The organism is Legionella taurinensis, assembly GCF_900452865.1.
In the GTDB taxonomy this organism is placed as follows: domain Bacteria; phylum Pseudomonadota; class Gammaproteobacteria; order Legionellales; family Legionellaceae; genus Legionella_C; species Legionella_C taurinensis.
This window is the reverse complement of record NZ_UGOZ01000001.1, coordinates 1,637,680-1,663,209: the sequence shown is the minus strand read 5'-3', so window position 1 is coordinate 1,663,209 and position 25,530 is coordinate 1,637,680. Positions and strand designations below refer to the sequence as shown.

Genomic DNA, 25,530 nt, shown 5'->3' with positions numbered 1-25,530 from the left:
CTACATGGTGTCTGTCATTTGTGATGATTTTAGCATGCCTGCCAGGTAGGTTTCTATTTTATTGCAAAAATGGCGGCAATTTTCGCCTAAAAATTGTACTCCGACGCCGCTGGGCTTACTGCCTTGGGCGCCTTTGGGAGTAATCCAAACCACTTTACCATCGATTTTGTAGGTTTCTGGTTCAGTTAATAACTTCACATTCAACTGCACAGGCATCCCTAAGGTAAAATTATGATTGGTGCGTATGAATAAGCCGCCGCCATGCAAAAACGGCATGTAGGCCATGTAAAGTGCTCCCTCGCTGGCATAGGCACAATTGATGGTTGGGATGTCTTCCGTCGACATGTTATCTTCCTTTAATCGTGGTAGCCCAATAAAAGATTTTCCAATGCGAGTAATTGATTCACACTGATAGTATGGTTTATTTTTCTGAATATGCCATTAATTTTATCGATTTGCCGGAATAGCACAGGAACACTGAATGAAGACGCCAGAGTATTCATCACCGTCTGGTCGTCGCTTTTCTGCACCAGCTTGAGATAAATCAAATGGGCATGAAGCAGGTAGAGAAACCACAAAAGTGCCGGGAAATCATAGTTTGCCCATTTGGCTGCCACGGAGCAGGCGGATTCCTGACGTGTCAGCAAGGCTTGCAAATCCTCAAGAATGGTTAATTGCTGGCTAAAAACCTTAGCCTTTGCCGTATCCTCCGTATGGAATTGGCCGAAAGCCAGGTCATTGTCCTGTTTTTCATGAGCATCGTATAAGCGCCACAATTGGCAACGGCTTAAGACAGTGGCCGGCAAAGTCCCAAGGAATTGCGCATGCAAAAGAAAATAGACACCTGGCGGCGGCTCTTCGAGTAATTTTAACAGGGCATTCGCTGCGGCATTATTTAATTTTTCTGCGGATTTAATCACAATAACGCGCTGAGCACCCAATTGTGCCGAGGTGTAAGCGATGGCCTGAAGCGCCCGGATTTGTTCAATCTTGATTGCCCCTCCTTCTTTTTCCGGCTGGACAAGGGTTACATCGGGATGGCTGTGCACTGAAACGAGACGACAGGACTGGCATTGCTGGCAGGGTTTTTGCTGGTTGTGGCACAAAAGCAGTTGCATTAAACGGTGATTGAGCGCGTTCATTCTGGCGTCATCGTCTGCACAAAAAAGATGACCATGCGTTAAGCGCTGATCAGCGTGGCTTTGTTGAAAATGAAGCCAACAGCGTTCAAACGGATCAGAATGCGACATAATGGCTCAGGAACTTTTCAAGGTGCGATAACGCTGATTTTTGCACGGCTTCAAGCGTTTGGCCAGCATCAATCACAGCGACATTGCTCAACGTTTTAATTTTTTCATGGTAAGCGTGATTCACGCGGTCAAAAAAAGCCTGAGACTCCTGCTCAATGCGATCGCTGTCGCCGCGCTGCATCACTCGTTCCATCCCGCGTTGTGGCGGGATATCCAAAAACAGAATTAAATCCGGTTGAAATCCCTGTAAGGTAATGGTGGAAATGGCTTGAATGATTTCGGGGTCGATTTGCCTGCCTCCTCCCTGATAGGCGAAGGTCGAAAGTTCGAAACGATCGGCCAGTACCCATTTTCCTTCAAGTAATGCTGGACGAATGACCTGATCCAGCAATTGGACCCTGGCGGCATAAAGAAGCAGCAGTTCGGTGTAGGCACTCATGGGTTCCTGAGGTCTTGGTTCCTTGATTAAATGGCGTATGGTTTCACCGATGTGAGTACCTCCCGGCTCGCGAGTCGTCACGACGGTTAACTGCCTTGATTCAAGGGCCTGTTTTATTGTCTGCATCACCGTTGATTTACCGGCTCCCTCCAATCCCTCTACAACAATAAAGCGTCCCTGAGTCATTGTTGTGGTTCCTTGTTTTTGTATTTATACCGTAAAACGGCCTTTTTTTGCTGTTCATACGTTTCTGAAAACGCATGCGAACCGTCGCCTTTGGCCACAAAATAAAGGTAATGGCTGGGCTTTGGGTGGGCGGCGGCATCAATGGATTCTTTACCCACCATGGCGATTGGCGTAGGCGGCAGCCCACGGTTTTTATAGGTATTATAAGGTGAATCAATGCTTAAATGCTCATGGCGTAGCTTGCCGTCAAAATGCTTCCCAAAGGCATAAATAACGGTCGGGTCCATTTGCAAAGGCATGTTTTTTTTAAGCCGGTTCACAATAACCCCAGCAATCAACTGGCGCTCGCTGGCTAAGGCGGTCTCTTTCTCAAGAATGGAGGCAGCAATCAATAATTGATAGGCATTGTCATAGGGTAACCCCGGACTTCGACTATTCCAGGCGGTATTTAAATAATTTAATAAATCATGATTGGCTACGGTAAGCAGTGATTTGGCATTATCCCCCGCATCGTAATTGTAGGTATCGGCAAGGAAAAGGCCTTCAGGGCTTGGGTGCGGACCTGAAAAAGCGGTTAAATCCGCCTCGTCAAACGATAAATACGGGGCTTTTTTTAAGTTGTCGGTCACCTGTGCCAGTGTCGTTCCTTCAATGATGCGGAAGGATTGCACCAGCACTTCACCGCTGGTTACTTTATCCAGTAGTTGCTGCGCTGTTTCACCAGGGGCAATCTGATAAATACCGGCTTTGAGGCGATTGCTGTAGCCTTGCCATTTCATGAACGATAAAAACATTTTTTTCGAGCCAATCAAATGCAGATCATGGAGATGATTGACAAAGGCCGACGCAGTGGAATTGGGTTTAATTTCCAAAATAAGGGGGGTGCTTTCTGAGGGCAACAGCGGTTTGGTCAGCAGCGCATTGACATTGTAGGTGAACAAAGTGAAAAACAGCACCAGAGACAGTGCTGTTACAAAGAAAAACCACTTAAAAAACGTTTTCATCTAGACTCGCTTAAACAGCAAGCTTCCGTTCGTTCCGCCAAATCCCAATGAATTGCTTAAAGCGTAATCGATTTTCATCGATTGGGCCTTATGCGGCACATAGTTCAGATCGCATCCTTCATCAGGATTATCCAGGTTAATGGTTGGTGGCGCGATTTGGTCGCGGATGGCCAGAATACTGAAAATCGCTTCGACTGCACCGGCAGCGCCCAACAAGTGTCCAGTCATGGACTTGGTTGAGCTCATGGCTAACTGATAAGCATGGTCACCAAAAACCCGCTTAACCGCTTTGGTTTCATTCATGTCGTTCAGGTAGGTGGACGTACCATGGGCATTAATGTAATCGACCAGCGCAGGCGCAATATTGGCATCCTGAACTGCGGCTTCCATGGCGCGTGATGCGCCGTCAGCATCCTCATCGGGCGCTGTAATGTGGTAAGCATCTCCCGACATACCAAAACCAACGAGTTCGGCATAAATTTTGGCGCCCCGTGCTTTGGCATGTTCGTATTCTTCCAGAACAAGAATACCGGCTCCCTCGCCCATTACGAAACCATCTCTATCCTTATCCCAGGGACGAGAGGCCTTTTCCGGTTCGTCATTGCGTTTAGATAACGAACGGACGGCCGAAAAGCCAGCCAGACATAAGGGGGTTGTGGTCATCTCGGCACCGCCGCAGATCATGACATCGGCATCGCCGTAAGCAATCATTCGACCAGCGAGACCAATGTTATGAGTACCGGTTGTACACGCGGTTACCACGGAAATATTGGGCCCTTTCAACTGATGCTTAATAGAAATCTGTCCTGCAACCATGTTAATGATGCCAGCAGGAATAAAAAACGGTGATACTTTACGCGGCCCGCCGCTTACCAGTTTATCCTGGTTATCGGTAATGGTTTGAATACCACCAATCCCCGCACCCACCGCGACACCGGCACGTAAAGACAAGGGATGGTCAACCACCAGACCAGAATCAGCCAGAGCCTCATCCGCTGCGGCTATTCCGTATTGGGTAAATAAATCCATTTTACGAGCGTCTTTCAGCGGCACATGGTTCTCGATGTTGAAGTCTTTGACCTTGGCCCAGATTTTGGTGGGGTACTCGGTGGTGTCAAAACCATCTATCACGCCAACACCACTTTTCCCGGCCAGAATGTTTTGCCAGGTCTGCTCTACATTAAGACCGACAGGGGTCACCATCCCCATGCCGGTTACTACTACACGCCGCTTACTCAATGAATACTCCTCGAATTATCAGGCTTCTTCTTTATTCATATTTGATTCAATGTAATCAATCGCTTCCTGAATCGTTGTGATTTTTTCAGCTTTTTCATCAGGAATCTCAGTTTCGAACTCTTCTTCAAGAGCCATAACCAATTCAACAGTGTCAAGAGAGTCTGCACCCAAGTCATCAACAAAGGATGCATTATTGTTCAAATCTTCCTCTTTAACGCCTAATTGTTCACCAACAATTTTGCGAACTCTTTCTTCAACTGTACTCATAACTCGTCTTTCCTCTTAGGTTTATTAAAATTTTCTTGTGGCTAGTTTATTCAATTATTCAAAGAACGCAAGTCCATTAATTCATGTACATCCCGCCATTGACGTGAATTGTTTCACCCGTAATATAATTTGCACTGTCTGAGGCAAGAAAAGCCACGGCTTCAGCAATGTCTTCTGCCTTACCCAGACGCTTCATGGGGATGCGTTTCAGCATTTCTTCTTTTACCAGCTCGGGAAGCGCACTGGTCATGTCGGTATCAATAAACCCGGGGGCTACCACGTTGACCGTGATGCCGCGGCTGCCGATTTCCTGGGCCAGTGATTTGGTAAAGCCCACGACACCTGCCTTCGCTGCAGTATAGTTCGCCTGCCCAGAATTTCCACTTGAACCAACAACCGATCCAATCGTAATGATGCGGCCCCAGCGTGCACGGAACATGGGCTTAAGGCAGGCTTTGCTTAAACGAAAGACGGCATTCAGGTTGGTCTCAATCACCTTGTACCATTCCTCATCGTCCATACGCAGTAACAGGTTGTCATTGGTGATGCCGGCATTATTAACCAGAATGGAGGGTAATTTATCCTCATCCGACAATTGAGCCATCAAATGTTCCACACCCTCTTTGTCAGTCACATTCAGCATAACCCCATGGCCTGACAGCTGTTCGGCCTTAAAAGCGGCCGTGATGGCTTCGGCGCCGGCGGTTGAGGTGGCCGTACCAATAACATAAGCGCCTTTTTTTGCAAGATTGAAGGCAATGGCCTGCCCTATTCCACGGCTGGCACCTGTAACAAGGGCAATTTTTCCTTGCAGATTTGTCATGTAAACTCCTATTGGCAATGTTCGTTCGTTGTCAGACTGCCAAGGGCTTGCTCGAGCGAAATCTGATCATAAATACTGCTGGCCGCCAGTGTTTTGTCAATGCGTTTGACTAACCCGCTCAATACCTTGCCGGGGCCGCACTCAATCACCAGATGGGTTTGTTTGCTTTTCATCAACTGAATGGTTTCAACCCATCGAACCGGACTGTACAACTGTTCTTTCAACAATGCTCTCATCTGCTCTGGCGACTGGTAGATGCTCAGATCAACGTTACTGATGACGGCAGTATCGGGAATACGAAAGGTTGTTTCAGCCAGACATTCAGCAAATTGTTCAGCCGCGTCAGCCAACAAGGGGCAATGGCAAGGCACACTAACCGGGATGATTTTCGCCAGTCGCGCATCCATCTCTTCAGCCAGTGTGACAGCGCGATGAACGGCTTGCGTATGGCCGGCAATAACCACCTGGCCTATGGCATTGTAATTGGCCGGGGTCACTTTCTCCTGCGTATCACTGGCCTGCAGGCATAGCTGGCTGACCTGCTCATCACTCAAACCGACTATGGCGGCCATTGCGCCCTGCCCCATCGGGATGGATTGCTGCATGATTTGACCACGGCGACTGACCAGCCGGGCTGCGTCAGGGAGTGAAATGGCGTTGGCTGCCGTTAAGGCGGCGTATTCACCCAGGCTGTGACCTGCCATGAGATGGGCCTTGGGGAAGCCGACTTTTTTTAAGACCTGGAAAACAGCCACATCGGCTGTCAACATGGCCGCTTGCGTGTATTCGGTTTGATTCAATTGCGAATCAGGGCCTTGTTGTACAAGCGCCCACAGATCATATCCCAGTTTATCGGACACCTCACTGAACACATCAATAATCTGGCTGTGGTGATCGGCGAGCTCGGATAACATGCCAATGGATTGAGAGCCCTGGCCAGGAAATACATAGGCAATATTAAACATGTAAAAGGTACTCCAACAGACTAATAACGAATAACCATGGCGCCCCAGGTCATTCCACCACCGAACGATTCCAGTAATAATAAATCCCCGCGGGAAATTTTATTATTCTGTATTGAATAATCGAGGGCGAGAGGGATGGATGCGGCCGAGGTATTGCCTTGATTTTCAATGGTTACAATGACTTGCTCCATGGATAAATTCAGTTTTTTAGCGATACCTTGAATAATGCGGATATTGGCTTGATGAGGGATTAACCAATTGATGTCTGATTTTTGCAGGCCGCTGCAATCCAGAATTTCATCCACAATGTTACCCATGATATTGACGGCGAGCTTAAATACTTCATTGCCGCGCATGCCGATAAACGAGGCCTGATCGCTGCCCGTGGCGTTATCGTAGGTGAGGTATCCCTCGCCATCGTACAGGGAGTGCAGGCGGCTGGCTAAAATGCCGGGTTCGTCACTGGCGCTCAAAACCGCCGCGCCTGCGCCGTCGCCAAATAGCACACAGGTTGCCCGATCCTGCCAATTAACGGCCCGGGACATGCTTTCACTGCCTACGACGAGCACGTGTTTTGCTGCGCCTGTCTGAATGTACTGCCTGGCCATGTCCATCGCGTAAACAAAACCGCTGCATGCCGCTGAGATATCAAAGGCCGGGATACTGCGGGTCGAGGCGATTGCTTTTTGCACATGGCAGGCCATACTGGGAAAAAACTGGTTGGGCGTGCAGCTCGCTACAATGATTAAGTCAATGTCATCAGCCTGCAGCGCCGATGCGTTTAACGCTTTTTTTGCTGCTTCAGACGCCATGTAAGCCGTGGTTTCGTGTTCAGAAGCAACATGACGGCTACTGATACCGGTTCGCGAAAAAATCCACTCATGGGTGGTATCCAATTGCGACTCCAGCTCTTTATTGGTGAGCGAACGCACTGGCAGATAACTTCCTGTGCCTTTAATAATGGCATTTTTCATAGCAACAAACCCTGGTTGATGAAATCGGTGATTTGATCTCTAACCAAATCAACAACGTTACTTTGAACCTGTAACATGGCTTCTTCAATCGCATATTGAAAGGCCAACTCACTTGCGCCGCCATGGCTCTTGACCACAATGCCGTTTAAGCCGAGCAAACTGGCTCCATTGTATCGTGCAGGGTCCATGCGGACTTTTAAATGGTTCAGCGCAGGTTTTGCGATTATACCCGCCAATTTAGCCCATGGGCTGCGGGTGAATGATTCTTTGAGTACGGAAAGCATTAATTTAGCCAAGCCTTCGCTCGCTTTAAGCGCCACGTTGCCGACAAATCCGTCACAAACAACGAGATCCACACTGCCTGAATAGAAATGATCCCCTTCCACATAGCCCACGTAATTCATCAGCGTGCATTCAGCCAGCATGTGCGCTGTCCGTTTGACCTGATCATTGCCCTTGATTTCTTCAACACCAATGTTGAGCAAGGCAATGCTGGGCTTGGGTTTTTTATCCAAAGCCCGAATAAGAGCAGAACCCATGACGGCAAACTGAAAGAGGTGCTCTGCACAGGAATCCACATTGGCGCCAAGGTCAATGACACGGGTTTTCCCTTTCAGGGTCGGTAATTCGGCGATAATGGCGGGCCGATCAATGCCTGGCAGGGTTTTCAGCACAAAGCGTGCCGTGGCCATTAAGGCACCGGTATTTCCGGCACTGACACAGGCCTGTGCCTGCCCGTCCTTAACCAGATTAATCGCAACCCGCATGGAGGAATCCTTCTTGTTGCGCATGGCATGCGAAGGCAATTCATCCATCCCAACAACCTCCGATGCATGAATGACCGAGAATTGATTGGTGTTTGCGACAGAATGCTTTTTAAGATGCGAATTAACCTGAGCTTGATCGCCGACTAACAACAACTTTAAGCCAGGATTGCGCCGGGTGGCACGAACACAAGCAGGAATCACGACATTCAGACCATGATCCCCACCCATCGCATCAACAGCAATGGTGATGTTCTTCAAGGAAGCTTACTCTTGTTCGTAAACGTTATCGGTATCCAGCACTTTCTTGCCGCGGTAATAACCGTCAGGCGTGATATGATGACGCAGGTGCTTCTCACCGCTGGTGGAATCCACTGACAGGGTGGGTGCAGTCAGCGCATCGTGAGAGCGGCGCATATCGCGTCTGGAACGCGATTTTTTATTTTGTTGAACAGCCATTGTATTACTCCTAGGCAATTTGTATTAATTCATTTGGGACGGAATATTACCGATTTTTTCTCGTTAATCCAAGTCTTAATAAGAGATTTTATCACGTTTATTGCCTTTCGGCATGAATATAGGCAGCAATTTCCGGATCGCACTCGCTGGGGTCGTCATGGGATTGCGGGCTGTAAAGGTGCAACTCATCAGTAATCAACCCCTCTAAATCAACCTGATTGTCCAATGAGACAATGGTTTCATAGGTGGTTAACCATTTTTCTGCCTCCTCCTCCGAACTGCATACGGCAAGCTCAAGATGATTGGCATACGAATGGGCAAACGGTTTGAGGCAGCGCTGGCAGGTAATCGTCAAATCACCGCTGACGTTCAAATTCACTAAATAATAATTGTCTTTTCTTTCAACCTCATAGCCGCATTCAAGGTGGACTGGCGGCTCAATGTGATGTGGCAACCGTTCGCTTAAGGTCAGGGAAAAGTGTTGCGGCCCCTGATTGACCGCTTTTCTCAGATTGATTTGCATGGATTTAACTCAAATAACGGAATAATAACGGAGACTTTTGTAAATTGCGATTTAATCTTTTGTTATTATGGCGTAAAATAGAATCTTTTTTAAACATTCGTTGCTCAATGAAAGCAAAAGTTATTGTCGGTATGTCCGGCGGCGTTGACTCTTCCGTGGCTGCCTGGCTTCTGAAAGAACAAGGGTATGACGTCGAAGGCCTGTTCATGAAAAACTGGGAACAGGATGATACAGAGGGCTACTGCGCCGCTGCAGCGGATCTGGCAGATGCTCAGGCGGTCTGTAATCAGCTGCAAATTCCCCTTCACAGCGTCAATTTTGCTGAAGAATACTGGGATCGTGTGTTCGCCCATTTCCTGCGCGAATATGAACTGGGCCGCACACCCAATCCCGACGTGTTATGTAACAAGGAAATTAAATTTAAGGCTTTTTTAAATCATGCCCTTTCTCTCGGCGCGGATTACATTGCAACGGGCCATTATGCCAGGGTGCGTTCCGAAAATAACCCGGGGGCCTTGTACAAAGCCAAGGATCGCGACAAGGATCAAACCTATTTTCTCCATGCTGTAGAACCCTCGGCCCTGTCCAAAACCCTGTTTCCAGTAGGGGATTTTCTTAAAACAGAAATCAGGGATTTTGCACGCCAGCTGGGACTGGTGACTCAGGCCAAAAAAGATTCGACCGGTATTTGTTTCATTGGTGAAAAGCGGTTTCGGGACTTTTTAAAAGAATTCATTCTCGCGAAACCGGGGGACATGCAGACACCACAGGGCGAGACCGTGGGACGTCATGAGGGATTGATGTACTATACTCTCGGTCAGCGTCAGGGATTGGGTATCGGCGGTCGTAAAACAGGCGGCGATGAACCCTGGTATGTCGTAGACAAAGACATTCAAGCCAATGCATTGATTGTTGCCCAGGGCGATCATCCCCTGCTGTACTCGCAGGGCTTGGTTTGCAGCCCTGTTCATTGGCTGGTACCGCAGGATCAGGTTTCTTTGCCGTTAACCTGCTTTGCTAAAACCCGTTATCGTCAGCCGGAACAGGCCTGTGTCATTTCACCTGAAAGCAATGGCCAGCATTACGTGATGTTCTCAGAATGGCAACGGGCGGTGACGCCGGGTCAATACATTGTGTTCTACGATAAAAATCAGTGTCTCGGCGGTGCGACAATAGAGCAAATTATTCGCTAAATAAGGTACAATTAATACATGGTGTAGCGAGCCCCCTTTTCTTCTGGAGTATTTCATGGCAGCGATTAATGCAATCCCCTCATCAACAACCAATGTATATTTTTCAGTCAGCGCGGCCGACAAAGTCGCGGCCCTGATTGCTGAAGAGGACAATCCTAATCTGAATTTACGGGTTTACATTACCGGAGGCGGTTGTTCAGGGTTTCAGTACGGTTTTACCTTTGATGAGACAATACAGGATGATGATACGGTGGTCGTGCAGACCTGCTCCGACGGTCAATCCACGGTGAAGCTCCTGATTGACTCCATGAGCCATCAGTTTCTAAACGACGCGGAAATTGATTATGTACAGGGCATTCAGGGCGAGCAATTTGTCATTCGTAATCCCAATGCGAAGACCACCTGCGGCTGTGGTTCGTCCTTTAGCATGGATGATGAGTAGTTCCCTTCACCTTTAAGCCCTGGTTACCGGGGCTTAAAGCATTAGAGTTTCAGCAGCGCTGTAACCTGTGCTTCACTCAACATGCTCCCTTTTGAGTTCGCCACATCCCCCTCTCTCTTGATGGAATCGAAAAATTTAATCACCGGATTCACTTTGACACTGACCTTATTCAGTTCATCCAGTTGACTAAAATCGGCGTGCGGATCTCCCATGAGCATGGAGGCAAACTCTAACGACAGATAGAGGGTGTGTTGTCCAAACAGCTTATTGGGGGTCTTATCCTCGATAAAGCCTGTCTTTACAGCGTAATTAAATTCCTCCAGAAAATCGAGTTTGGTTTGTTTATTGGGAAGGGTTAAAATGGCGCCAGCCCTTTCTCCGGCAGCAAAATGGGCTCCACTGTTTTTTAAGGTTTTACTGTTAACCGTCATTTGATAGGAATTCATATAAAACTACGCTAAATGCTATAATTGTTTAATTTTAAACCACTCAGATTAACGTTTTATTAATAGGGTTTGACAATGACTTTCGTGCCGATTTTAATAAAATTCTGATGCAGCCATTTGGCATCGTGCGGCTTGACGCGAATACACCCATGGCTGGCATTGTAATTAGGTACATCGTAAGAGCCATGAATGGCGTAATATTTACTGAAAAACATGCAATAAGGCATCGCTGCACCGCCTTTACCCAGAGGATAACGGCTGGAGCGGCAATTGGCGCTGCCTTTGGAAATAATACGGTAAGTGCCCGTTGGGGTACGGCAGGCGCGACGAACGTCTTTACAATAACGACTGCCTCCCGAGGCCTTACCGCTGCGCACCACCTTGCCATTGTGATTAATGGCCACCCAGGACAATGATTTTGGATTAAATACAAACTGATTGGAAGCTAAAACCAGGAGAGGCTTGCTATTCTCAAGGGTAGGAATCTGAGTTTGCGCTTGTGCAAGGGGTGTCAGGCAAAATAAAACAACTGCAGCGGGGGCAAGGCGAATGCGTTTTTTTGCTTCCATGATCGTCTTCTTTGCTCAATAATCCTACAAATAACTATAGAACAAAAAAAGGACAAGGTGTTTTTGCTTTCGCTCAATTTGGCGGATTCCCGCCTACTGTGGTAAGACTTGATTTGAGGCACTCAGTGAACCGCTAAGTGAATGCCAGGGCCTCTTTTTATCAAAGCACGGGAGAATCGCAGAGCACCGGTTATTTACTTGGGGCCGCGTACTTGTTTTGCCCGCGCAGACGGCATTGAACAGATGCTAAGCATCCAGCCCCCTTCCAATCGGCTCACTCCTCCTCCTGCCAAAGGTTCACGCCCGACTTTTTGACTAAAAAATCAACAAATTCCTGATGGCGCTGCCATTCCTGTTCATTCACCGCGATAAGGGGAGAGTGGCTTGACAGGAGAGGAAAGCCCTGCTGCTGTTGTTGGGTAGTCACATGAACAGCTGCAAGATTGTCCTCTTCAAATAATTGAGTCTGGCCGCCAGTCATGGCCAGGTAGACGTGAGCCAAGATTTCGGCATCAAGTAAGGCGCCGTGGAGGGTACGGTTGGAATTGTCGATTTCATAGCGTTTGCAGAGGGCGTCTAAGCTGTTGCGCTGGCCAGGGTGTTTTTCTCGTGCCAAAACCAGCGTATCACAGACCGTGCAATAATCCGGTAACCGCTTGGGCCATTTAACCCAGTTTAGCTCCGCTTCAATGAAACCCACATCAAACGGCGCATTGTGAATAATCAGTTCGGTACCGGCAATGAATTGAATGAACTCATCGACAATGGCTTCAAAAGGCGGCTTGTCTTTAAGAAACTCCGTACTGATCCCATGGACGCGAAACGCACCCTCATCCACCTCCCGGTTGGGATTGAGGTAGGCATGGAAATGGCGACCGGTTAATTTTCGGTCTATCAACTCCACACAACCGATTTCAATAATGCGATGCCCCGACTCAGGGCCTATGCCCGTGGTTTCAGTGTCCAAAACAATTTGCCGCATATCAGCCCTTTAACATTTCAATGATTGCCAGGTTGGCCAGTTCATCAGCGCGCTCATTTTCAGGGTGCCCCGAATGGCCGCGTACCCAATGCCAACGGATAGTATGCATTTTGCTGAGCCTGTCAAGCTCCTGCCACAGATCGGCATTTTTAACCGGTTCTTTCTTTGCATTGAGCCACCCTTTCTTTTTCCAGCCGTGTAGCCACTCCATCATCCCCTGACGCATGTACTGCGAATCAGTGTATAAATCAACCACACAGGGGCGCGTTAAAGCGCTTAAGGCTCGAATGGCAGCGGTTAACTCCATGCGGTTATTGGTGGTATGCGCCTCGCCGCCGTAAAGTGCTTTTTCCTGGCCATTGTAACGCAACAAAGCACCCCATCCACCAGGGCCTGGGTTGCCTTTGCAGGCGCCATCAGTAAATATTTCAACCGTCATAAAAATAAATCAGGGTAAGGCTTTTGATTGGGGTCAATAGCATACACGGAAAAATCCTGAATACCAGCCTTACGCAAGACGTCTTCATCAATAAAAAAATGGCCAGTGGTTTCACGCGCGGGTTGATTGAGAATCCAGTAGGCCGCATCAGCAACGATTTCCGGTTTACGGCTGGCTTTGAAGATGGCTTCCGGGAAATTCACTTCAATGGCGGCGGTTGCAATGGTAGTTTTAGGCCACAGGGAATTCACTGCGATGCCTGCGCTTTTAAATTCTTCTGCAAGTCCCAGTGTGCAGAGGCTCATACCCATCTTGCTCAAGGTGTAAGCGAGGTGCGGTGCATACCATTTTTTGTCCAGACTCAGCGGTGGCGACAGCGTGAGGATGTGCGGGTTGTCTGACTGCTTAAGGTAGGGAATAGCCGCTTTTGAACAGGCAAACGTCGCCCGGGTATTGACGCCCTGCATCAGATCATAACGCTTCATTGGCGTTGACAAGGTGTCGGTCAGGCTTATTGCGCTGGCGTTATTGATGAGCACGTCAAGCTTCCCAAACCGGGCAATGGTTTCTTGGATGGCCCCCTCAATCTGCTCCTCATCACGAACATCCACCATCAGCGGCAAGGCCTGCCCCCCCAGTTTTTCCACTTCCTCAGCGACACTGTGAATGGTGCCTTCCAGTTTCGGGTGGGGAGTATCGGTTTTGGCAGCAATGGCAATGCATGCTTTTTCACGTGCAAAGCGCAGAGCGATTGCACGGCCGATACCCCGACTGGCACCGCTGATAAAAAGGACCTTATTCATTATTTCTCCCTAAATTGATTCCGGCTACGTAGCGAAGATACCAGTGTACCAGTCTGCCATAGGGCGGATAAAGCCAGGCCGCTGTGGCTATTTTTTTCTTTTTAAAAACCGGTTTTAATTGTGAAAAGCGATCAAAGCCTTCCTGGCCGTGATACTGGCCAAACCCGCTCTGGCCAACGCCGCCAAAGGGTAGATCATCGATGGCAACGTGCATCAGCGTGTCATTGACAGTGAGTGCACCTGACAGGGTACCATACGCTAAACGGTTCAGTTCGTCTTTGTTGTCGCCAAAATAATAAAGGGCAAGCGGATTGGGTAAAGAATTGATGAAATAAATGGCATCGGCCATTTTTTCGTAGGTCATAATGGGTAAAATGGGACCAAAAATCTCCTCATTCATGACTTTCATGGCCGTATTGACATTGAAAATCAAATACACCGGCATTTTTGGAGAAGGGTGCGATTCTTCCCCGTATTGGACTACCCGGGCGCCCTTTTGCCGTGCATCCTCCAGTAGATCGTGTAGCCTTTGTTTATGGGAAGGCGAGATGATGCCTGTGTAATTGTCATTGGTCATTAAGTCAGGGTAGTGCTGGTTTAAAAACTCAGCAAACCCCGTCTCAACCGCCTGCTCAAGCCGCGAAGGCACCAGCAGGTAATCCGGCGCAATGCAGGTTTGGCCGGCATTATACAATTTTCCCATGAACAAGCGCGGCAAATAAGCGGGATCCATCCCCTGCGAAAGAATGGCAGGTGATTTTCCGCCCAACTCCAGGGTCACGGGGGTGAGGTTCTGGCTGGCTGCCGCCATCACCGCTTTACCGACCTGGGTTGATCCGGTAAACAGCAAATGCCCGAAAGGCAGGCTGGAAAAGGCCTGGCCAACCTCGACATCGCCGTCAATAATTTTGACAAATTTTTTAACAGTCGGTAGCGATGAGAGGAGTTTTTGTAAGGTTTGGCTTAATTCACTGCTTAATTCCGACATTTTCACCATGACCCGATTGCCGGCTGCCAAGGCATAGGCTAAGGGAACAATGGATAAGTACACCGGATAATTCCAGGGTACAATAATCCCCACGACCCCCAGCGGTTGAGGCAGCACATAGGCACTCGCTGGCCAGAAATGCCAGGAGACCCGTTTTTTTCGTGCTTTAGTCCATGCCTTTAAATGCGACAGGCAATAATCAATGGCTTTAATCGACGGGGCAATTTCCAGAAAAAGCGACTCGGTTTGCGAGCGGTGAGAATAATCGGAATTGATGGCAGCGGCCAAGGCTGTTCCCTGCGTCTTCAGCATGGTTTTAAGTTGTTTAAGCATGTCGCGCCGTTCGGATACGGAAGGATAGGGATCCTTTCGATGCTCATGCATTAATTCCATAAAGAGGTTATTCAAGACCATGTTCATCCCTGCAGCCAGTCCTTTTGCGTTAAATCCGAGCCGATTTCGCCGCTTAGCATTTTTTCCTTGATGATGGCAATATCCGGAGCAAAATAGCGATCCTGTTCGTAAGCCGGTACATAGGCCCTTACTTTTTCATACACTGTTTGCAACGGCGGCGACGTGGTGAGCGGTTTATGAAACTCCAATCCCTGACAGGCTGCCAACAACTCAATGGCCAGGATTGTTGCGGTATTGTCATTCATCATCTGCAGACGCCGTGCTGCGTTCGTGGCCATGGACACATGATCTTCCTGATTGGCCGATGTCGGCAGGCTGTCCACTGAATGAGGATGCGCCAGCGCTTTGTTGTCACTGGCGCAGGCGGCAGCGGTCACGTGGGCGATCATGAAGCCTGAATTAAGGCCGCTTTCTTTCACCAGAAAGGCCGGCAGACCACTGAAATGAGAATCAATTAACAGGGCAATCCGCCGCTCGGAGTTAGCCCCGGTTTCCGCTATCGCCAGCGCAAGATTATCGGCGGCCATGGCAATCATTTCGCCATGGAAATTACCACCCGAGAGTATGTCTCCCTCTCGGGAAAACACCAGGGGATTATCTGAAACGGCATTGGCTTCCACCAGGAGGGTGTCGGCAACAAATCGTATCTGGTGGAGAACAGCGCCCATAATCTGCGGTTGGCAACGCAGAGAATAAGGATCCTGAACCCGCTTGCAGTCACGATGCGACTCGCGAATGGCACTGCCCTTCAGCAGCGCCTGGTAGTGCATGGCAACTTCACGTTGTACCTCATGACCACGGGCGACATGGATGCGTTCATCAAACGGCACATCGCTGCCGCAGGCCGCATCGACCGACAGGCTGCCGGTAAGAACCGCCACAGCGAATAACCGTTCAGCCACTTTCAGAGCCTGCATTGCTATGGCCGTAGACGCCTGAAGGCCGTTCAGCAGCGCAAGGCCTTCCTTGGGCGCGAGTTCCATGACCTCAAGGCCGGCAATTTGAAGTCCTTCCCTTGCGCTCACGATTCGCCCCTGATGCCTTACCTCTCCTTCACCCAGCAACGGCAGGGCCAGATGGGCAAGCGGGGCCAGATCGCCGGAAGCCCCCACCGACCCTTTGGCTGGAATGCAGGGATAAACCCCATGATTGTAGAGGCGAATCAGGGCCTCAATCAGCTCAAGCCTGACACCGGAATACCCCTGAGCAAGGCTGTTGATTTTAAGCAGGAGCATTAATGCCACCACTTCATCGTCCAGCAATTCGCCAGTGCCGCAGGCATGGGATAAGACAATATTGCGCTGCAACTGCTTAAGATGCGGCTGACTGATGGTCTGATTAGCCAAAGAACCGAAACCGGTGTTAATGCCGTAGACAGTATCGCCTTTATCGACGATATCCCGGACAGTATCCTGTGAAGCCTGGATGCCCGGCAGGGCGGAATCATCCAGCTTACAGGGACGGCCGCTTTCAATCAGATCATGGTAATCCGTCAGAGTCATCTGCCGCGGTTTCAAAATAAAAAAATCAGCCATGGGCAACGCTCTCCTCATCCATCATCGGTAGCCATAACTGGTTGGCTTTCGCGCAACGACGGGCTAGATCGTAACCTGCATCCGCATGACGCATGACGCCTGTCGCCGGATCATTGAACAACACGCGTTGCAGACGAAGTGCCGCTGCTTCAGTGCCGTCGGCGACGATAACCACGCCCGCATGCTGGGAAAAACCCATGCCGACACCGCCGCCATGATGAATGCTGACCCAGGTCGCGCCACTGGCGCAATTGAGCAGTGCATTAAGCAGGGGCCAGTCTGAAATGGCATCACTGCCATCCAGCATGCCTTCGGTTTCGCGGTTTGGACTCGCGACAGAGCCAGAATCCAGGTGGTCACGGCCAATAACAATGGGGGCACTCACCTCCCCACGCCTGACCATGTCATTGAAGGCAAGGGCGAGACGCGCACGATCCTTTAATCCCACCCAGCAGATTCTCGCCGGCAATCCCTGAAAGGCTATTTTTTCATGAGCCATGTCAAGCCAACGATGGAGATGGGGGTTGTCTGGTATTAATTCCTTGACTTTCTTATCCGTGGCATGAATGTCTTTCGCTTCACCCGACAAAGCCACCCAGCGGAATGGGCCTATTCCTTCGCAAAACAGCGGCCGGATGTAAGCCGGCACAAAGCCTGGAATGGCAAAGGCCTCCTCGACCCCTTCTTCAAACGCCATTTGCCGGATGTTGTTGCCGTAATCAAAGACCGGGATGCCCTGCTGTCTGAAGCCCAGCATGGCATTCACCTGCACTGCCATGGATTTTTTAGCCGCAGCAATGACCTTCGCAGGCGCTGTCTTTCTCATTTCCGTCGCCTGTTCCAGCGTCCATCCCTGCGGTAGGTAACCATTCAGGGGATCATGGGCACTTGTTTGATCAGTGACCATCGCCGGTTTAAGGCCCCGCTTGAGCAGTTCAGGATAAATGTCAGCAGCATTGCCTAATAAACCGACTGACAAAGGGGTTTTATCCCGGCAGGACGCCTCAATCCATTGCAAAGCTTCGTCCAGCTGGTCGGTGTATTTATCGAGGTAGCGGGTAGAAAGCCGCTTTTTAAGCCGTGAAACATCACATTCAACAGCCAGTACACTGGCTCCGGCCATGGTGGCCGCCAGCGGTTGTGCGCCGCCCATGCCGCCTAATCCTGCCGTTAAAATCCAGCGGCCGTTTAAATCCCCGTGGTAATGTTGCCTGGCCGCCGCAACGAAGGTTTCATAGGTACCCTGAACGATGCCTTGCGAGCCGATGTAAATCCAGCTGCCGGCTGTCATTTGCCCATACATCATCAAGCCCTTTTTATCGAGCTCGTTAAAATGCTCCCAGGTGGCCCATTTGGGGACTAAGTTGGAATTGGCCATAAGGACACGGGGGGCATCAGCGTGGGTTTTAAACACCCCCACCGGTTTACCCGATTGCACCAGCAGGGTCTCGTCCTCGCCCAGCGCTTTTAAGACCTCGACCATCTTGTCGAAACAGGACCAATTTCTGGCGGCACGGCCCAAACCACCATAAACAATTAATTCATCAGGATTTTCAGCCACGTCCGGATCCAGATTATTCATCAGCATTCTGAGTGCGGCTTCAGTAAGCCAGTTGCGGGAATGAAGCACATTTCCCCGAGGCGCTTTGACGGGGCAGGCCTTGCGTGTCATAGTCATAATTAATTCCATCCAAAGAACGACTAAAAAACAGTCACTTGCATTTACCATTGCTAGTCTACACTACTGCCGGGCCGCCGTGAATTATTCCTGCCATAACGCTGCAATTTATTTTTTTACTATGGTAGTATTTAAGTATCTTTGTCTAAAATAAGGTCATCGTGGATACGAATGTCAAACACCCTCCCTCCCTGCGTGTTTTTTTTGCGACTGAAATGTGGGAACGTTATGGATTTTATGTTGTTCAGTCACTGTTAGCCCTTTATTTAGCCAGCCATTACCAATGGCACGATAAACACATCTACGCCTTAGTCGGCTCCTTTACAGCCCTGACCTATTTATCCCCGGTCATTGGCGGCTGGATTGCGGATCATTTGTTGGGGCAAAAAAACACCGTGCTGTCCGGCGCTGTCTTTCTTTTTTTTAGCTACACGCTGTTAACCCTCATCCAGTCCCAATCAGCGATGCTGATTGCCCTGGCGGGTATTGCGGTGGGTACCGGTTTGTTGAAGCCGAATATTTCTTCCCTGCTCGGCAATGAATACCCGGTTGACTCACCCAAACGGGAAAGCGGCTTTACCGTGTTTTATATGGGCATCACCACCGGGATTATCCTCGGCACCACCCTGCCCAGCTATCTAAACGCCAATTTTGGCTGGTCTGTTACCTTTTCCAGCGCCGCCTTTGGCATGATCATCGCTTTTGCTGTGTTTGCCTTTGGCATCAAGCGGTATCGCATTGAGGATTATCACCCTTTTGAATACCATCCTGCAAAAATAATGAATGCCCTGGGCATGATGCTTTTACTGTGGCTGCTCTCGTTCTGCATTTTATGCTATCCCGGGTTTGCTGACATTGCCTTTTTAGGTGTTGTGGTTCTGTCGCTGGCTTATCTTTTGACCACGGTTAAACGGGAATCTCCGCAACAGGGGCGACAAACGCTGGTGATTGGTCTGTTATGCATTGTCTCGGTGATGTTCTGGGCCTTTTATTTTCAGATGTTCATGTCCCTGACGCTGTTCATTGCCCGGGTTGTGGAGCCGACGTTTCTTGGGATTCAATTCCCTCCGCCCTATTATGTCAGTATTCAAAGCATCGGCATGCTGGTTTTCGGCTATTTTCTTGCACGAAGCAAACCGCAATTGAGCAGCGTGCAAAGCGGTAAGCGCACCGGCAACAAATTTCTCCTGGCCATGCTGTTCATGTGGCTGGCTTATGGCTTAATTGCTTTTGTGAGCCGGGAAAGCACCTCGCAGGCTTTGCTTTCGCCGCTTTATTTTATCCCGGCTTATCTGATGATATCGATTGCTGAATTGCTGCTTTCCCCAGTCGGGCTGTCCGCCATCACGGTCTTGGCCAGCCGACGCAAGGTTAGTACCATGATGGGCATCTTTTTTGTCTCACTGGGCATCGGCGGTTACCTCTCCGGTAAACTGGCCATTTTGACGGCGATTAATCCCGGCATTCGCTCGATGGTTGAATTGAAAACCCATTATGCAGCCAGTTTTACTCACCTGTTACTTATTCTGACAGCGGCTACGCTGGTTTGTTTTATGATTAATCTGCTGATAAAGCATTTGTTATCCAGGAATAATCATGAAAAATAGTCGATCGTCGTCAATCTCTTTGAGACTTTTTGATTTTACTGATATTATCCAACGCCTTTTGGAAACAAGTGTTCATGACTATGGCCAATCAACCTGCAGAACTTGAAAAACTCCTGCATATTCTTGACGAAATGCAGGCCATTGATATTAATGTCCTTGATGTGAGGCAGCAAACGGCCATCACGGATTACATGGTGGTTTGCAGCGGCCGCTCATCCCGCCATGTCAAGGCGATTGCCGAGACGGTGATGGAAAAAATGAAGGTCGACGGTCTCTCAGCCATCGGCTCGCACGGCATAGACGCCGGTGAGTGGGCCCTGGTTGATTTTGGCGATTTCATCTTACACGTCATGCAGCCTGACAGCCGCGCATTCTACAACCTCGAAGGGCTGTGGCAGGATAGCACTGCTTAAGGCTTCCCTATGCTGAAAATGACCGTCATTGCCTGCGGCAGCAAAATGCCTTCCTGGGTTAATGAAGCGACGAAGGAATACAGCAAACGGCTTCAGGAGTTTGTCAGTTTATCCCTTGTCGAGATTCCTCTGACCAAACGGACCAAGTCCAGTGATTTGGCCCGCATCATGGATAAAGAGGCGCAGTTAATCCATGGCGCCATACCTCCTGGCGCGCGGGTTATCGCCCTGGCTATTGAAGGCGACAGTTTTGACAGCGAGAGACTGGCAGTTAAACTGAACCTGCTTCAGCAAAACCACAGTCATGTCTGCTTTATCATTGGCGGTCCCGAAGGCTTGTCGCCTGCAACCCTGGCCCTCAGTCAGGAGCGCTGGTCTTTATCGCGGTTAACGCTGCCGCATCCGCTGGTACGGATTTTATTGCTTGAAACCATGTATCGTGCCTTTGCAATAAATAACAATCACCCTTACCACAAATGAAGTTTTCCGTTACCATGTATGGCAGTGCTGTTACCCCATTAATCCGAGTAGTTGCGAACGATGCGCCTGAATAATCCTGTAAAAAATGATCGCCAGGAAATCCGAATCCATCGCATTCGTTTGAATATACTCACGGTTTTGGTTGTCCTGTTGTCGGCCGTTCTGTTAATACGCCTGGCTTATCTGCAGATCGCCGAATTCAAACGTTATGAAACCCTGTCTTTAAAAAATCAGATGAGCATCATTCCCATCGCCCCGCCGCGAGGGATTATTCTGGATAAAAATGGCGTCGTCCTTGCCGAAAATATTCCCGTTTATGTGCTTGAAATCATCCCGGAGCGGGTAAGCGATATGGACAGTACCATCGCGCGATTAAGGCAACTGCTGCCTTCGATAAGCGACGAAGATGTCGTTAATTTCAAGCGTACCCGCAGACAGAACCGCTCGTTTGTCCCTATTCCCATTAAATTAAAATTAACCCAGGAAGAAGTGGCCACCTTCGCCATCCATCAATACCAGTTCACCGGCGTCAGCATCAAAGCGCGTTTAATGCGCTATTATCCTCTAGGCGAGGTAACAGCGCACCTTCTCGGCTATGTTGGCCGTATCAATGTTCAGGAACTTAAACAGGTCGACAGTACGAATTATCGCGCCACCAACTTTATCGGCAAATCCGGCATTGAAAAATACTACGAAAACATCCTGCATGGCCAGGTGGGCTACCAGCAGGTTGAAACCGATGTCAGCGGCCGCACCGTTCGCGTATTAAACAAACAAAACCCGGTTTCCGGTGAGAAACTTTACCTGACGGTGGATATCCGCCTGCAAAAGGTCGCTTATGAAGCCATGAAGGATAAGCGCGGCGCCGTGGTGGTCATGAGCGCGCGTCACGGGGATATCCTAACCATGGTGAGTTCACCGAGTTTTGATCCGAATGTGTTTGTGAACGGCATTAAATCCGCCGATTACCAGAAGCTCTCCGACACCCACGACCGACCGCTGTACAATCGCGCGGTAAGGGGATTATACCCCCCGGCCTCCACCGTCAAACCCTATGTCGGACTGGCAGGGCTTGAAAAGGGCGTTATTGATACCGGTTTCAGTGTGTATGATCCAGGCTGGTTCCGTCTTCCCGGGGTAAGCCATGCCTACCGGGACTGGAAAAAAGGCGGACATGGGGTGATTAACTTAAAGCGGGCAATTACGGTCTCCTGTGACACTTACTTTTATCAACTCGGCCATAAACTGGGGATTGCTGAAATTGAAAAAATGCTGAGCCAGTTTGGTTTTGGCCAGATGACCCAGGTCGACCTGCATGAAGAGGCGCCGGGTATTCTGCCAAGCGCACCCTGGAAAAGACGAACGAAAGGCATTTCCTGGTATCCAGGCGACACGCTGATTACCGCCATCGGGCAGGGATTCATGCTGGCCTCTCCGTTGCAACTGGCCAACGCGGTTGCCACCATGAGTCAGCATGGTCAACGTTACAGGCCTCATTTACTGTTAAAATCCGTACAAAGCGACAAAGGCGAAGAGCACCCCTACCAAACCATCAAAGAGAAGACGGTAAAACTCAACGAGGAAGCCAACTGGGAAATTATCATTGATGCCATGCATGCGGTGACCACCAGTAATGAAGGCACCGGATACCGGTTTGGCCGCAATCCCCCCTATTCCGTCGCCGCCAAAACAGGAACCGCACAGGTTTTTGGCGGCCGGCAATATGAAAAACGCCGTAACCAGGTCATTCCTGAGCATCTACGCGATCACTCCCTGTTCATTGCCTTTGCGCCGGTTGAAAACCCCGAAGTGGCCATTGCAGTCATGGTTGAAAATGACGTTTTGGCCTCCAACGTGGCACGTAAAGTCCTGGATGCCTATTTTGAGATGAAGAAGAGCGAATCCCCATCATGAATCAACGACAAGCCCGCCCCGTCTATCGCTTTACCAGTAAGGCCATCCATGTTGATTTGCCCTTGCTGGGTTTACTGTTGGGGGTCATCGCCTTTGGCATGCTGATTCTTTACAGCGCCTCCAATCAGAACCTGGGGATGGTGTTAAGGCAGCTGATGCGCCTCTCCTTTGCCATCGGGATTATGATGGTTTTTGCCATGGTTCCTCCCCATAAATATAAAATCTGGACACCCTGGATTTACGGAGTGGGTCTGGCCCTGCTGCTGGCGGTTATGGTGATTGGTAAAATCGGCAAAGGCGCGCAACGGTGGCTGGATTTGGGCGTCTTTCGCTTTCAACCCTCTGAAATCATGAAACTGGCGGTGCCGATGATGGCTGCCTGGTTTTTTGACCGCAAGCCCATCCCCATCGACACTAAAAACCTGGTGATTGCCGCGGTTATTATTTTTGTTCCCGCGCTGTTAATTGCCAAACAACCCGACTTGGGGACTGCCATTATGGTCGTCTTCGCGGGTTTGAGCGTTATCTTTATGGCCGGCATCAGCTTCCGTATCCTGCTGGTACTCCTGGTTTTAGCCGGATTATCAGCTCCCCTGCTGTGGCATGTGATGCATGATTACCAACGCCAGCGTATTTACACCCTGTTAAATCCCGAGCAGGATCCGCTTGGCTCAGGTTATCATATCATTCAATCGAAAATCGCCATTGGTTCGGGCGGTGCGTTTGGCAAGGGATGGTTGGCCGGGAGTCAGTCGCACCTCAATTTTTTACCGGAGCATGCCACCGATTTTATTTTTGCCGTGAGCGGTGAAGAGTTTGGTTTTGTCGGGAGCATGCTGTTAATCCTGTTGTTTATTCTAGTGTCTTTGCGCGGCCTGTACATTGCCCGTCAGGCCCAGACCAGCTTTACCCGGCTATTGGCCGCCAGTCTGGCCATGACGTTCTTTTTATCGGCCTTCGTCAACATTGGTATGGTCACCGGTATACTGCCCGTGGTAGGCATTCCCTTGCCTCTGGTCAGCTATGGCGGAACGGCCATGGTGACTTTTCTGGCCAGCTTCGGTATTTTGATGTCCATCAGTTCGCACCGTATCCTGTTCACTGCCTTATCCTGACGCCTGTTCAGCTAATAATTGCGTCACGGGTGCGAAGGATTTGCGGTGAATGGGCGAGGGGCCCAATTCAAGCAATAAACGGCGATGCATCTCCGTGGAGTACCCTTTGTGGACAGCAAAGCCATACCCCGGGTAGAGGCTGTCCAGTTGTTCCATTTCCTCATCACGTGAGACTTTTGCCAGAATCGATGCCGCGCTGATTTCCGCAATCAACAAATCCCCCTGGACAATGGCTTCACAGGGAATGTCAATTTTGGGTTTGTGCAGGCCATCCACCACTACTCTGGCCGGCTTAATAGCCAACCCTTCCACTGCCCGCTTCATGGCCAGCAACGTTGCCCAATGGATATTAAGTTCGTCAATTTCACTGACTTCGGCTCTCCCGTAGGCAAAGCAAACCGCTGCTTCCTTGATTTGTTCTGCCAATGTTTTTCTTTTTTTAGGCGTCAATTTTTTTGAATCAGTCAATCCCTCCAGCGGCCGTTTCAAAATCACCGCAGCGGTTACGACAGGACCAGCCAGGGGTCCTCGTCCAACCTCATCGACACCCGCACTATAATTTTCCATTTACGTATCCCTGGGTAGAAAGACTGGCAATAATAACCATTTAAAATTGATTTATCACCCAGGAAATGCGATCATGCGCACAAATTTTTCTATGCTATCGATCATGAGTGTTTTACGATGTGCCGTGATTGGGGTTGGCTACCTGGGTCGATTCCATGCTCAAAAATACAAAATGCTGCCCGATGTGGAATTGGTGGGTGTCTGTGATGTGAATCAAACCGCTTCCGATGCCGTTGCCCAGGAGTTAGGTGTACCTGCCTATTATGATTTTGCCGATCTTTTGGGTCAGGTGGATGCCGTCAGTATCGCGGCCACCACCACGCAACATTTTGAGATTGCCAAACAATGCTTGAGCCGCGGTATCCATGTCCTCATTGAAAAACCCATCACCGAAACCATCGAACAGGCCGATGAGCTCATCGCCCTGGCTGAACAGCATCAGGTGAAGCTGCAGGTCGGCCATCTGGAGCGCTTTAACTCCGCGCACATTGCCTTGCAAAAATACCTGGTTAAACCCCTGTTCATTGAATCGCAACGCTTAGCCCCGTTTAATCCGCGAGGCGCGGATGTGAATGTGATTCTGGATCTGATGATCCATGATATCGATTTGATTCAATCCATTGTTAAAAGTTCAATTGTTCACATTGATGCCCATGGTGCACCCGTGCTTTCATCGGCCATTGATATTGCCAATGTCCGAATCACGTTCGCAAATCACTGTGTCGCCAATGTCACAGCAAGCCGTATCAGTTTTAAAACTGAGCGTAAAACGCGTATTTTTCAGCCTGATTGCTACATTTCTGTTGATTACCATGCCAAGCAGTTTGCTCTGTTCCGTAAAGGTCAGGAAGAAATGTTTCCCGGTATTCCCAATGTGGTTTGTGAGGAATCCACTTTTGAAAAAAGCGATGCCCTGCTCGAAGAGATCAAATCGTTTGTCACTGCGATTAAAGAAAACAGCACACCGCTGGTAACGGGGGTGGATGGCCGCAACGCGCTGGCTACGGCGACTCAGATTACCTCGTTAATCCTCTCCCGCCTAGTGTCCTGAG

The 25,530-nt window shown here is 49.5% G+C and carries 29 protein-coding genes; 8 read left to right on the top strand and 21 right to left on the bottom strand.

Going from position 1 to position 25,530, the window contains the following annotated elements; genetic code table 11:
• From DYE45_RS07740 to DYE45_RS07685, 12 genes are all read right to left on the bottom strand, one after another.
• Complete coding sequence (locus DYE45_RS07740) at positions 1 to 345, bottom strand: PilZ domain-containing protein (protein WP_058530601.1); 345 nt, start codon at positions 343 to 345, stop codon at positions 1 to 3.
• A gap of 11 nt (positions 346 to 356) precedes the next feature.
• Positions 357 to 1,250: a DNA polymerase III delta subunit-related protein gene (locus DYE45_RS07735; protein ID WP_108291477.1), complete on the bottom strand. Its 894-nt coding sequence runs from the start codon at positions 1,248 to 1,250 to the stop codon at positions 357 to 359.
• Positions 1,237 to 1,875, bottom strand: a complete 639-nt coding sequence (tmk, locus tag DYE45_RS07730) for a dTMP kinase (protein ID WP_108291479.1) — start codon at positions 1,873 to 1,875, stop codon at positions 1,237 to 1,239. The genes DYE45_RS07735 and tmk overlap by 14 nt, the downstream gene beginning before the upstream one ends.
• Positions 1,872 to 2,879 carry an endolytic transglycosylase MltG gene (gene mltG / locus DYE45_RS07725; protein WP_108291481.1) on the bottom strand — a complete coding sequence of 336 codons (1,008 nt, stop codon included), beginning with the start codon at positions 2,877 to 2,879 and terminating at the stop codon, positions 1,872 to 1,874. Before mltG ends, tmk begins: the two co-directional genes overlap by 4 nt.
• Positions 2,880 to 4,118, bottom strand: coding sequence for a beta-ketoacyl-ACP synthase II (fabF, locus tag DYE45_RS07720; protein ID WP_108291483.1), 1,239 nt, complete (start codon positions 4,116 to 4,118; stop codon positions 2,880 to 2,882).
• An 18-nt stretch (positions 4,119 to 4,136) separates the two neighbouring features.
• Positions 4,137 to 4,385, bottom strand: coding sequence for an acyl carrier protein (gene acpP / locus DYE45_RS07715; RefSeq protein WP_058526342.1), 249 nt, complete (start codon positions 4,383 to 4,385; stop codon positions 4,137 to 4,139).
• A 76-nt stretch (positions 4,386 to 4,461) separates the two neighbouring features.
• A complete protein-coding gene (gene fabG, locus DYE45_RS07710; protein WP_108291485.1) occupies positions 4,462 to 5,208 on the bottom strand; it encodes a 3-oxoacyl-ACP reductase FabG in 747 nt (248 codons plus the stop codon).
• Positions 5,209 to 5,216: 8 nt separating this feature from the next.
• Positions 5,217 to 6,173: an ACP S-malonyltransferase gene (gene fabD, locus DYE45_RS07705; protein ID WP_108291487.1), complete on the bottom strand. Its 957-nt coding sequence runs from the start codon at positions 6,171 to 6,173 to the stop codon at positions 5,217 to 5,219.
• Positions 6,174 to 6,193: 20 nt separating this feature from the next.
• Complete coding sequence (locus DYE45_RS07700) at positions 6,194 to 7,147, bottom strand: beta-ketoacyl-ACP synthase III (RefSeq protein WP_115300709.1); 954 nt, start codon at positions 7,145 to 7,147, stop codon at positions 6,194 to 6,196.
• Positions 7,144 to 8,172, bottom strand: coding sequence for a phosphate acyltransferase PlsX (gene plsX / locus DYE45_RS07695; RefSeq protein ID WP_108291491.1), 1,029 nt, complete (start codon positions 8,170 to 8,172; stop codon positions 7,144 to 7,146). Before plsX ends, DYE45_RS07700 begins: the two co-directional genes overlap by 4 nt.
• A gap of 6 nt (positions 8,173 to 8,178) precedes the next feature.
• Complete coding sequence (rpmF, locus tag DYE45_RS07690) at positions 8,179 to 8,370, bottom strand: 50S ribosomal protein L32 (protein ID WP_058530592.1); 192 nt, start codon at positions 8,368 to 8,370, stop codon at positions 8,179 to 8,181.
• 97 nt (positions 8,371 to 8,467) lie between these two features.
• Positions 8,468 to 8,893: a YceD family protein gene (locus DYE45_RS07685; protein ID WP_108291493.1), complete on the bottom strand. Its 426-nt coding sequence runs from the start codon at positions 8,891 to 8,893 to the stop codon at positions 8,468 to 8,470.
• Positions 8,894 to 9,000: 107 nt separating this feature from the next.
• Between DYE45_RS07685 and mnmA the strand changes: the two genes are divergently transcribed.
• Complete coding sequence (mnmA, locus tag DYE45_RS07680; protein ID WP_108291495.1) at positions 9,001 to 10,086, top strand: tRNA 2-thiouridine(34) synthase MnmA; 1,086 nt, start codon at positions 9,001 to 9,003, stop codon at positions 10,084 to 10,086.
• A 55-nt stretch (positions 10,087 to 10,141) separates the two neighbouring features.
• Positions 10,142 to 10,528 carry an iron-sulfur cluster insertion protein ErpA gene (gene erpA, locus DYE45_RS07675; RefSeq protein ID WP_108291497.1) on the top strand — a complete coding sequence of 129 codons (387 nt, stop codon included), beginning with the start codon at positions 10,142 to 10,144 and terminating at the stop codon, positions 10,526 to 10,528.
• Between the two features lie 41 nt (positions 10,529 to 10,569).
• Here erpA and DYE45_RS07670 read toward each other — a convergent pair whose 3' ends face one another.
• The 8 genes from DYE45_RS07670 to hutU form a co-directional block, all read right to left on the bottom strand.
• Complete coding sequence (locus DYE45_RS07670; protein WP_133138150.1) at positions 10,570 to 10,974, bottom strand: hypothetical protein; 405 nt, start codon at positions 10,972 to 10,974, stop codon at positions 10,570 to 10,572.
• A gap of 59 nt (positions 10,975 to 11,033) precedes the next feature.
• Positions 11,034 to 11,543 (bottom strand): L,D-transpeptidase, encoded by a 510-nt coding sequence (locus DYE45_RS07665; protein WP_108291501.1) that lies wholly within the window; start codon positions 11,541 to 11,543, stop codon positions 11,034 to 11,036.
• Positions 11,544 to 11,817: 274 nt separating this feature from the next.
• Positions 11,818 to 12,525 carry a DNA polymerase III subunit epsilon gene (dnaQ, locus tag DYE45_RS07660; protein WP_108291503.1) on the bottom strand — a complete coding sequence of 236 codons (708 nt, stop codon included), beginning with the start codon at positions 12,523 to 12,525 and terminating at the stop codon, positions 11,818 to 11,820.
• A 1-nt stretch (position 12,526) separates the two neighbouring features.
• On the bottom strand, positions 12,527 to 12,964 hold the full coding sequence (gene rnhA, locus DYE45_RS07655; protein ID WP_108291505.1) for a ribonuclease HI: 438 nt from the start codon (positions 12,962 to 12,964) through the stop codon (positions 12,527 to 12,529).
• Positions 12,961 to 13,767 carry an SDR family oxidoreductase gene (locus DYE45_RS07650; RefSeq protein WP_108291507.1) on the bottom strand — a complete coding sequence of 269 codons (807 nt, stop codon included), beginning with the start codon at positions 13,765 to 13,767 and terminating at the stop codon, positions 12,961 to 12,963. Before DYE45_RS07650 ends, rnhA begins: the two co-directional genes overlap by 4 nt.
• Positions 13,760 to 15,169 carry a coniferyl aldehyde dehydrogenase gene (locus DYE45_RS07645; protein WP_108291993.1) on the bottom strand — a complete coding sequence of 470 codons (1,410 nt, stop codon included), beginning with the start codon at positions 15,167 to 15,169 and terminating at the stop codon, positions 13,760 to 13,762. The genes DYE45_RS07650 and DYE45_RS07645 overlap by 8 nt, the downstream gene beginning before the upstream one ends.
• Before the next feature lie 2 nt (positions 15,170 to 15,171).
• A complete protein-coding gene (gene hutH / locus DYE45_RS07640) occupies positions 15,172 to 16,704 on the bottom strand; it encodes a histidine ammonia-lyase (RefSeq protein WP_108291509.1) in 1,533 nt (510 codons plus the stop codon).
• Positions 16,697 to 18,376, bottom strand: a complete 1,680-nt coding sequence (gene hutU, locus DYE45_RS07635; protein WP_370447885.1) for a urocanate hydratase — start codon at positions 18,374 to 18,376, stop codon at positions 16,697 to 16,699. The genes hutH and hutU overlap by 8 nt, the downstream gene beginning before the upstream one ends.
• A gap of 167 nt (positions 18,377 to 18,543) precedes the next feature.
• Between hutU and DYE45_RS07630 the strand changes: the two genes are divergently transcribed.
• From DYE45_RS07630 to rodA, 5 genes are all read left to right on the top strand, one after another.
• On the top strand, positions 18,544 to 19,989 hold the full coding sequence (locus DYE45_RS07630) for a peptide MFS transporter (RefSeq protein WP_115300708.1): 1,446 nt from the start codon (positions 18,544 to 18,546) through the stop codon (positions 19,987 to 19,989).
• A gap of 80 nt (positions 19,990 to 20,069) precedes the next feature.
• Positions 20,070 to 20,402 (top strand): ribosome silencing factor, encoded by a 333-nt coding sequence (rsfS, locus tag DYE45_RS07625; protein WP_207393853.1) that lies wholly within the window; start codon positions 20,070 to 20,072, stop codon positions 20,400 to 20,402.
• A gap of 9 nt (positions 20,403 to 20,411) precedes the next feature.
• Positions 20,412 to 20,882 (top strand): 23S rRNA (pseudouridine(1915)-N(3))-methyltransferase RlmH, encoded by a 471-nt coding sequence (gene rlmH / locus DYE45_RS07620; protein WP_108291514.1) that lies wholly within the window; start codon positions 20,412 to 20,414, stop codon positions 20,880 to 20,882.
• A gap of 60 nt (positions 20,883 to 20,942) precedes the next feature.
• Positions 20,943 to 22,796, top strand: coding sequence for a penicillin-binding protein 2 (gene mrdA / locus DYE45_RS07615; RefSeq protein WP_108291516.1), 1,854 nt, complete (start codon positions 20,943 to 20,945; stop codon positions 22,794 to 22,796).
• On the top strand, positions 22,793 to 23,911 hold the full coding sequence (gene rodA, locus DYE45_RS07610) for a rod shape-determining protein RodA (protein ID WP_108291518.1): 1,119 nt from the start codon (positions 22,793 to 22,795) through the stop codon (positions 23,909 to 23,911). The genes mrdA and rodA overlap by 4 nt, the downstream gene beginning before the upstream one ends.
• Here the strand turns inward: rodA and rnhB are convergent.
• Positions 23,903 to 24,478, bottom strand: coding sequence for a ribonuclease HII (gene rnhB / locus DYE45_RS07605; protein ID WP_108291520.1), 576 nt, complete (start codon positions 24,476 to 24,478; stop codon positions 23,903 to 23,905). The genes rodA and rnhB overlap by 9 nt on opposite strands.
• A 103-nt stretch (positions 24,479 to 24,581) precedes the next feature.
• Here rnhB and DYE45_RS07600 point away from each other — a divergent pair, with 103 nt between their 5' ends.
• Positions 24,582 to 25,529 (top strand): Gfo/Idh/MocA family protein, encoded by a 948-nt coding sequence (locus DYE45_RS07600; RefSeq protein WP_115301074.1) that lies wholly within the window; start codon positions 24,582 to 24,584, stop codon positions 25,527 to 25,529.
• Position 25,530: the final 1 nt, after the last annotated feature.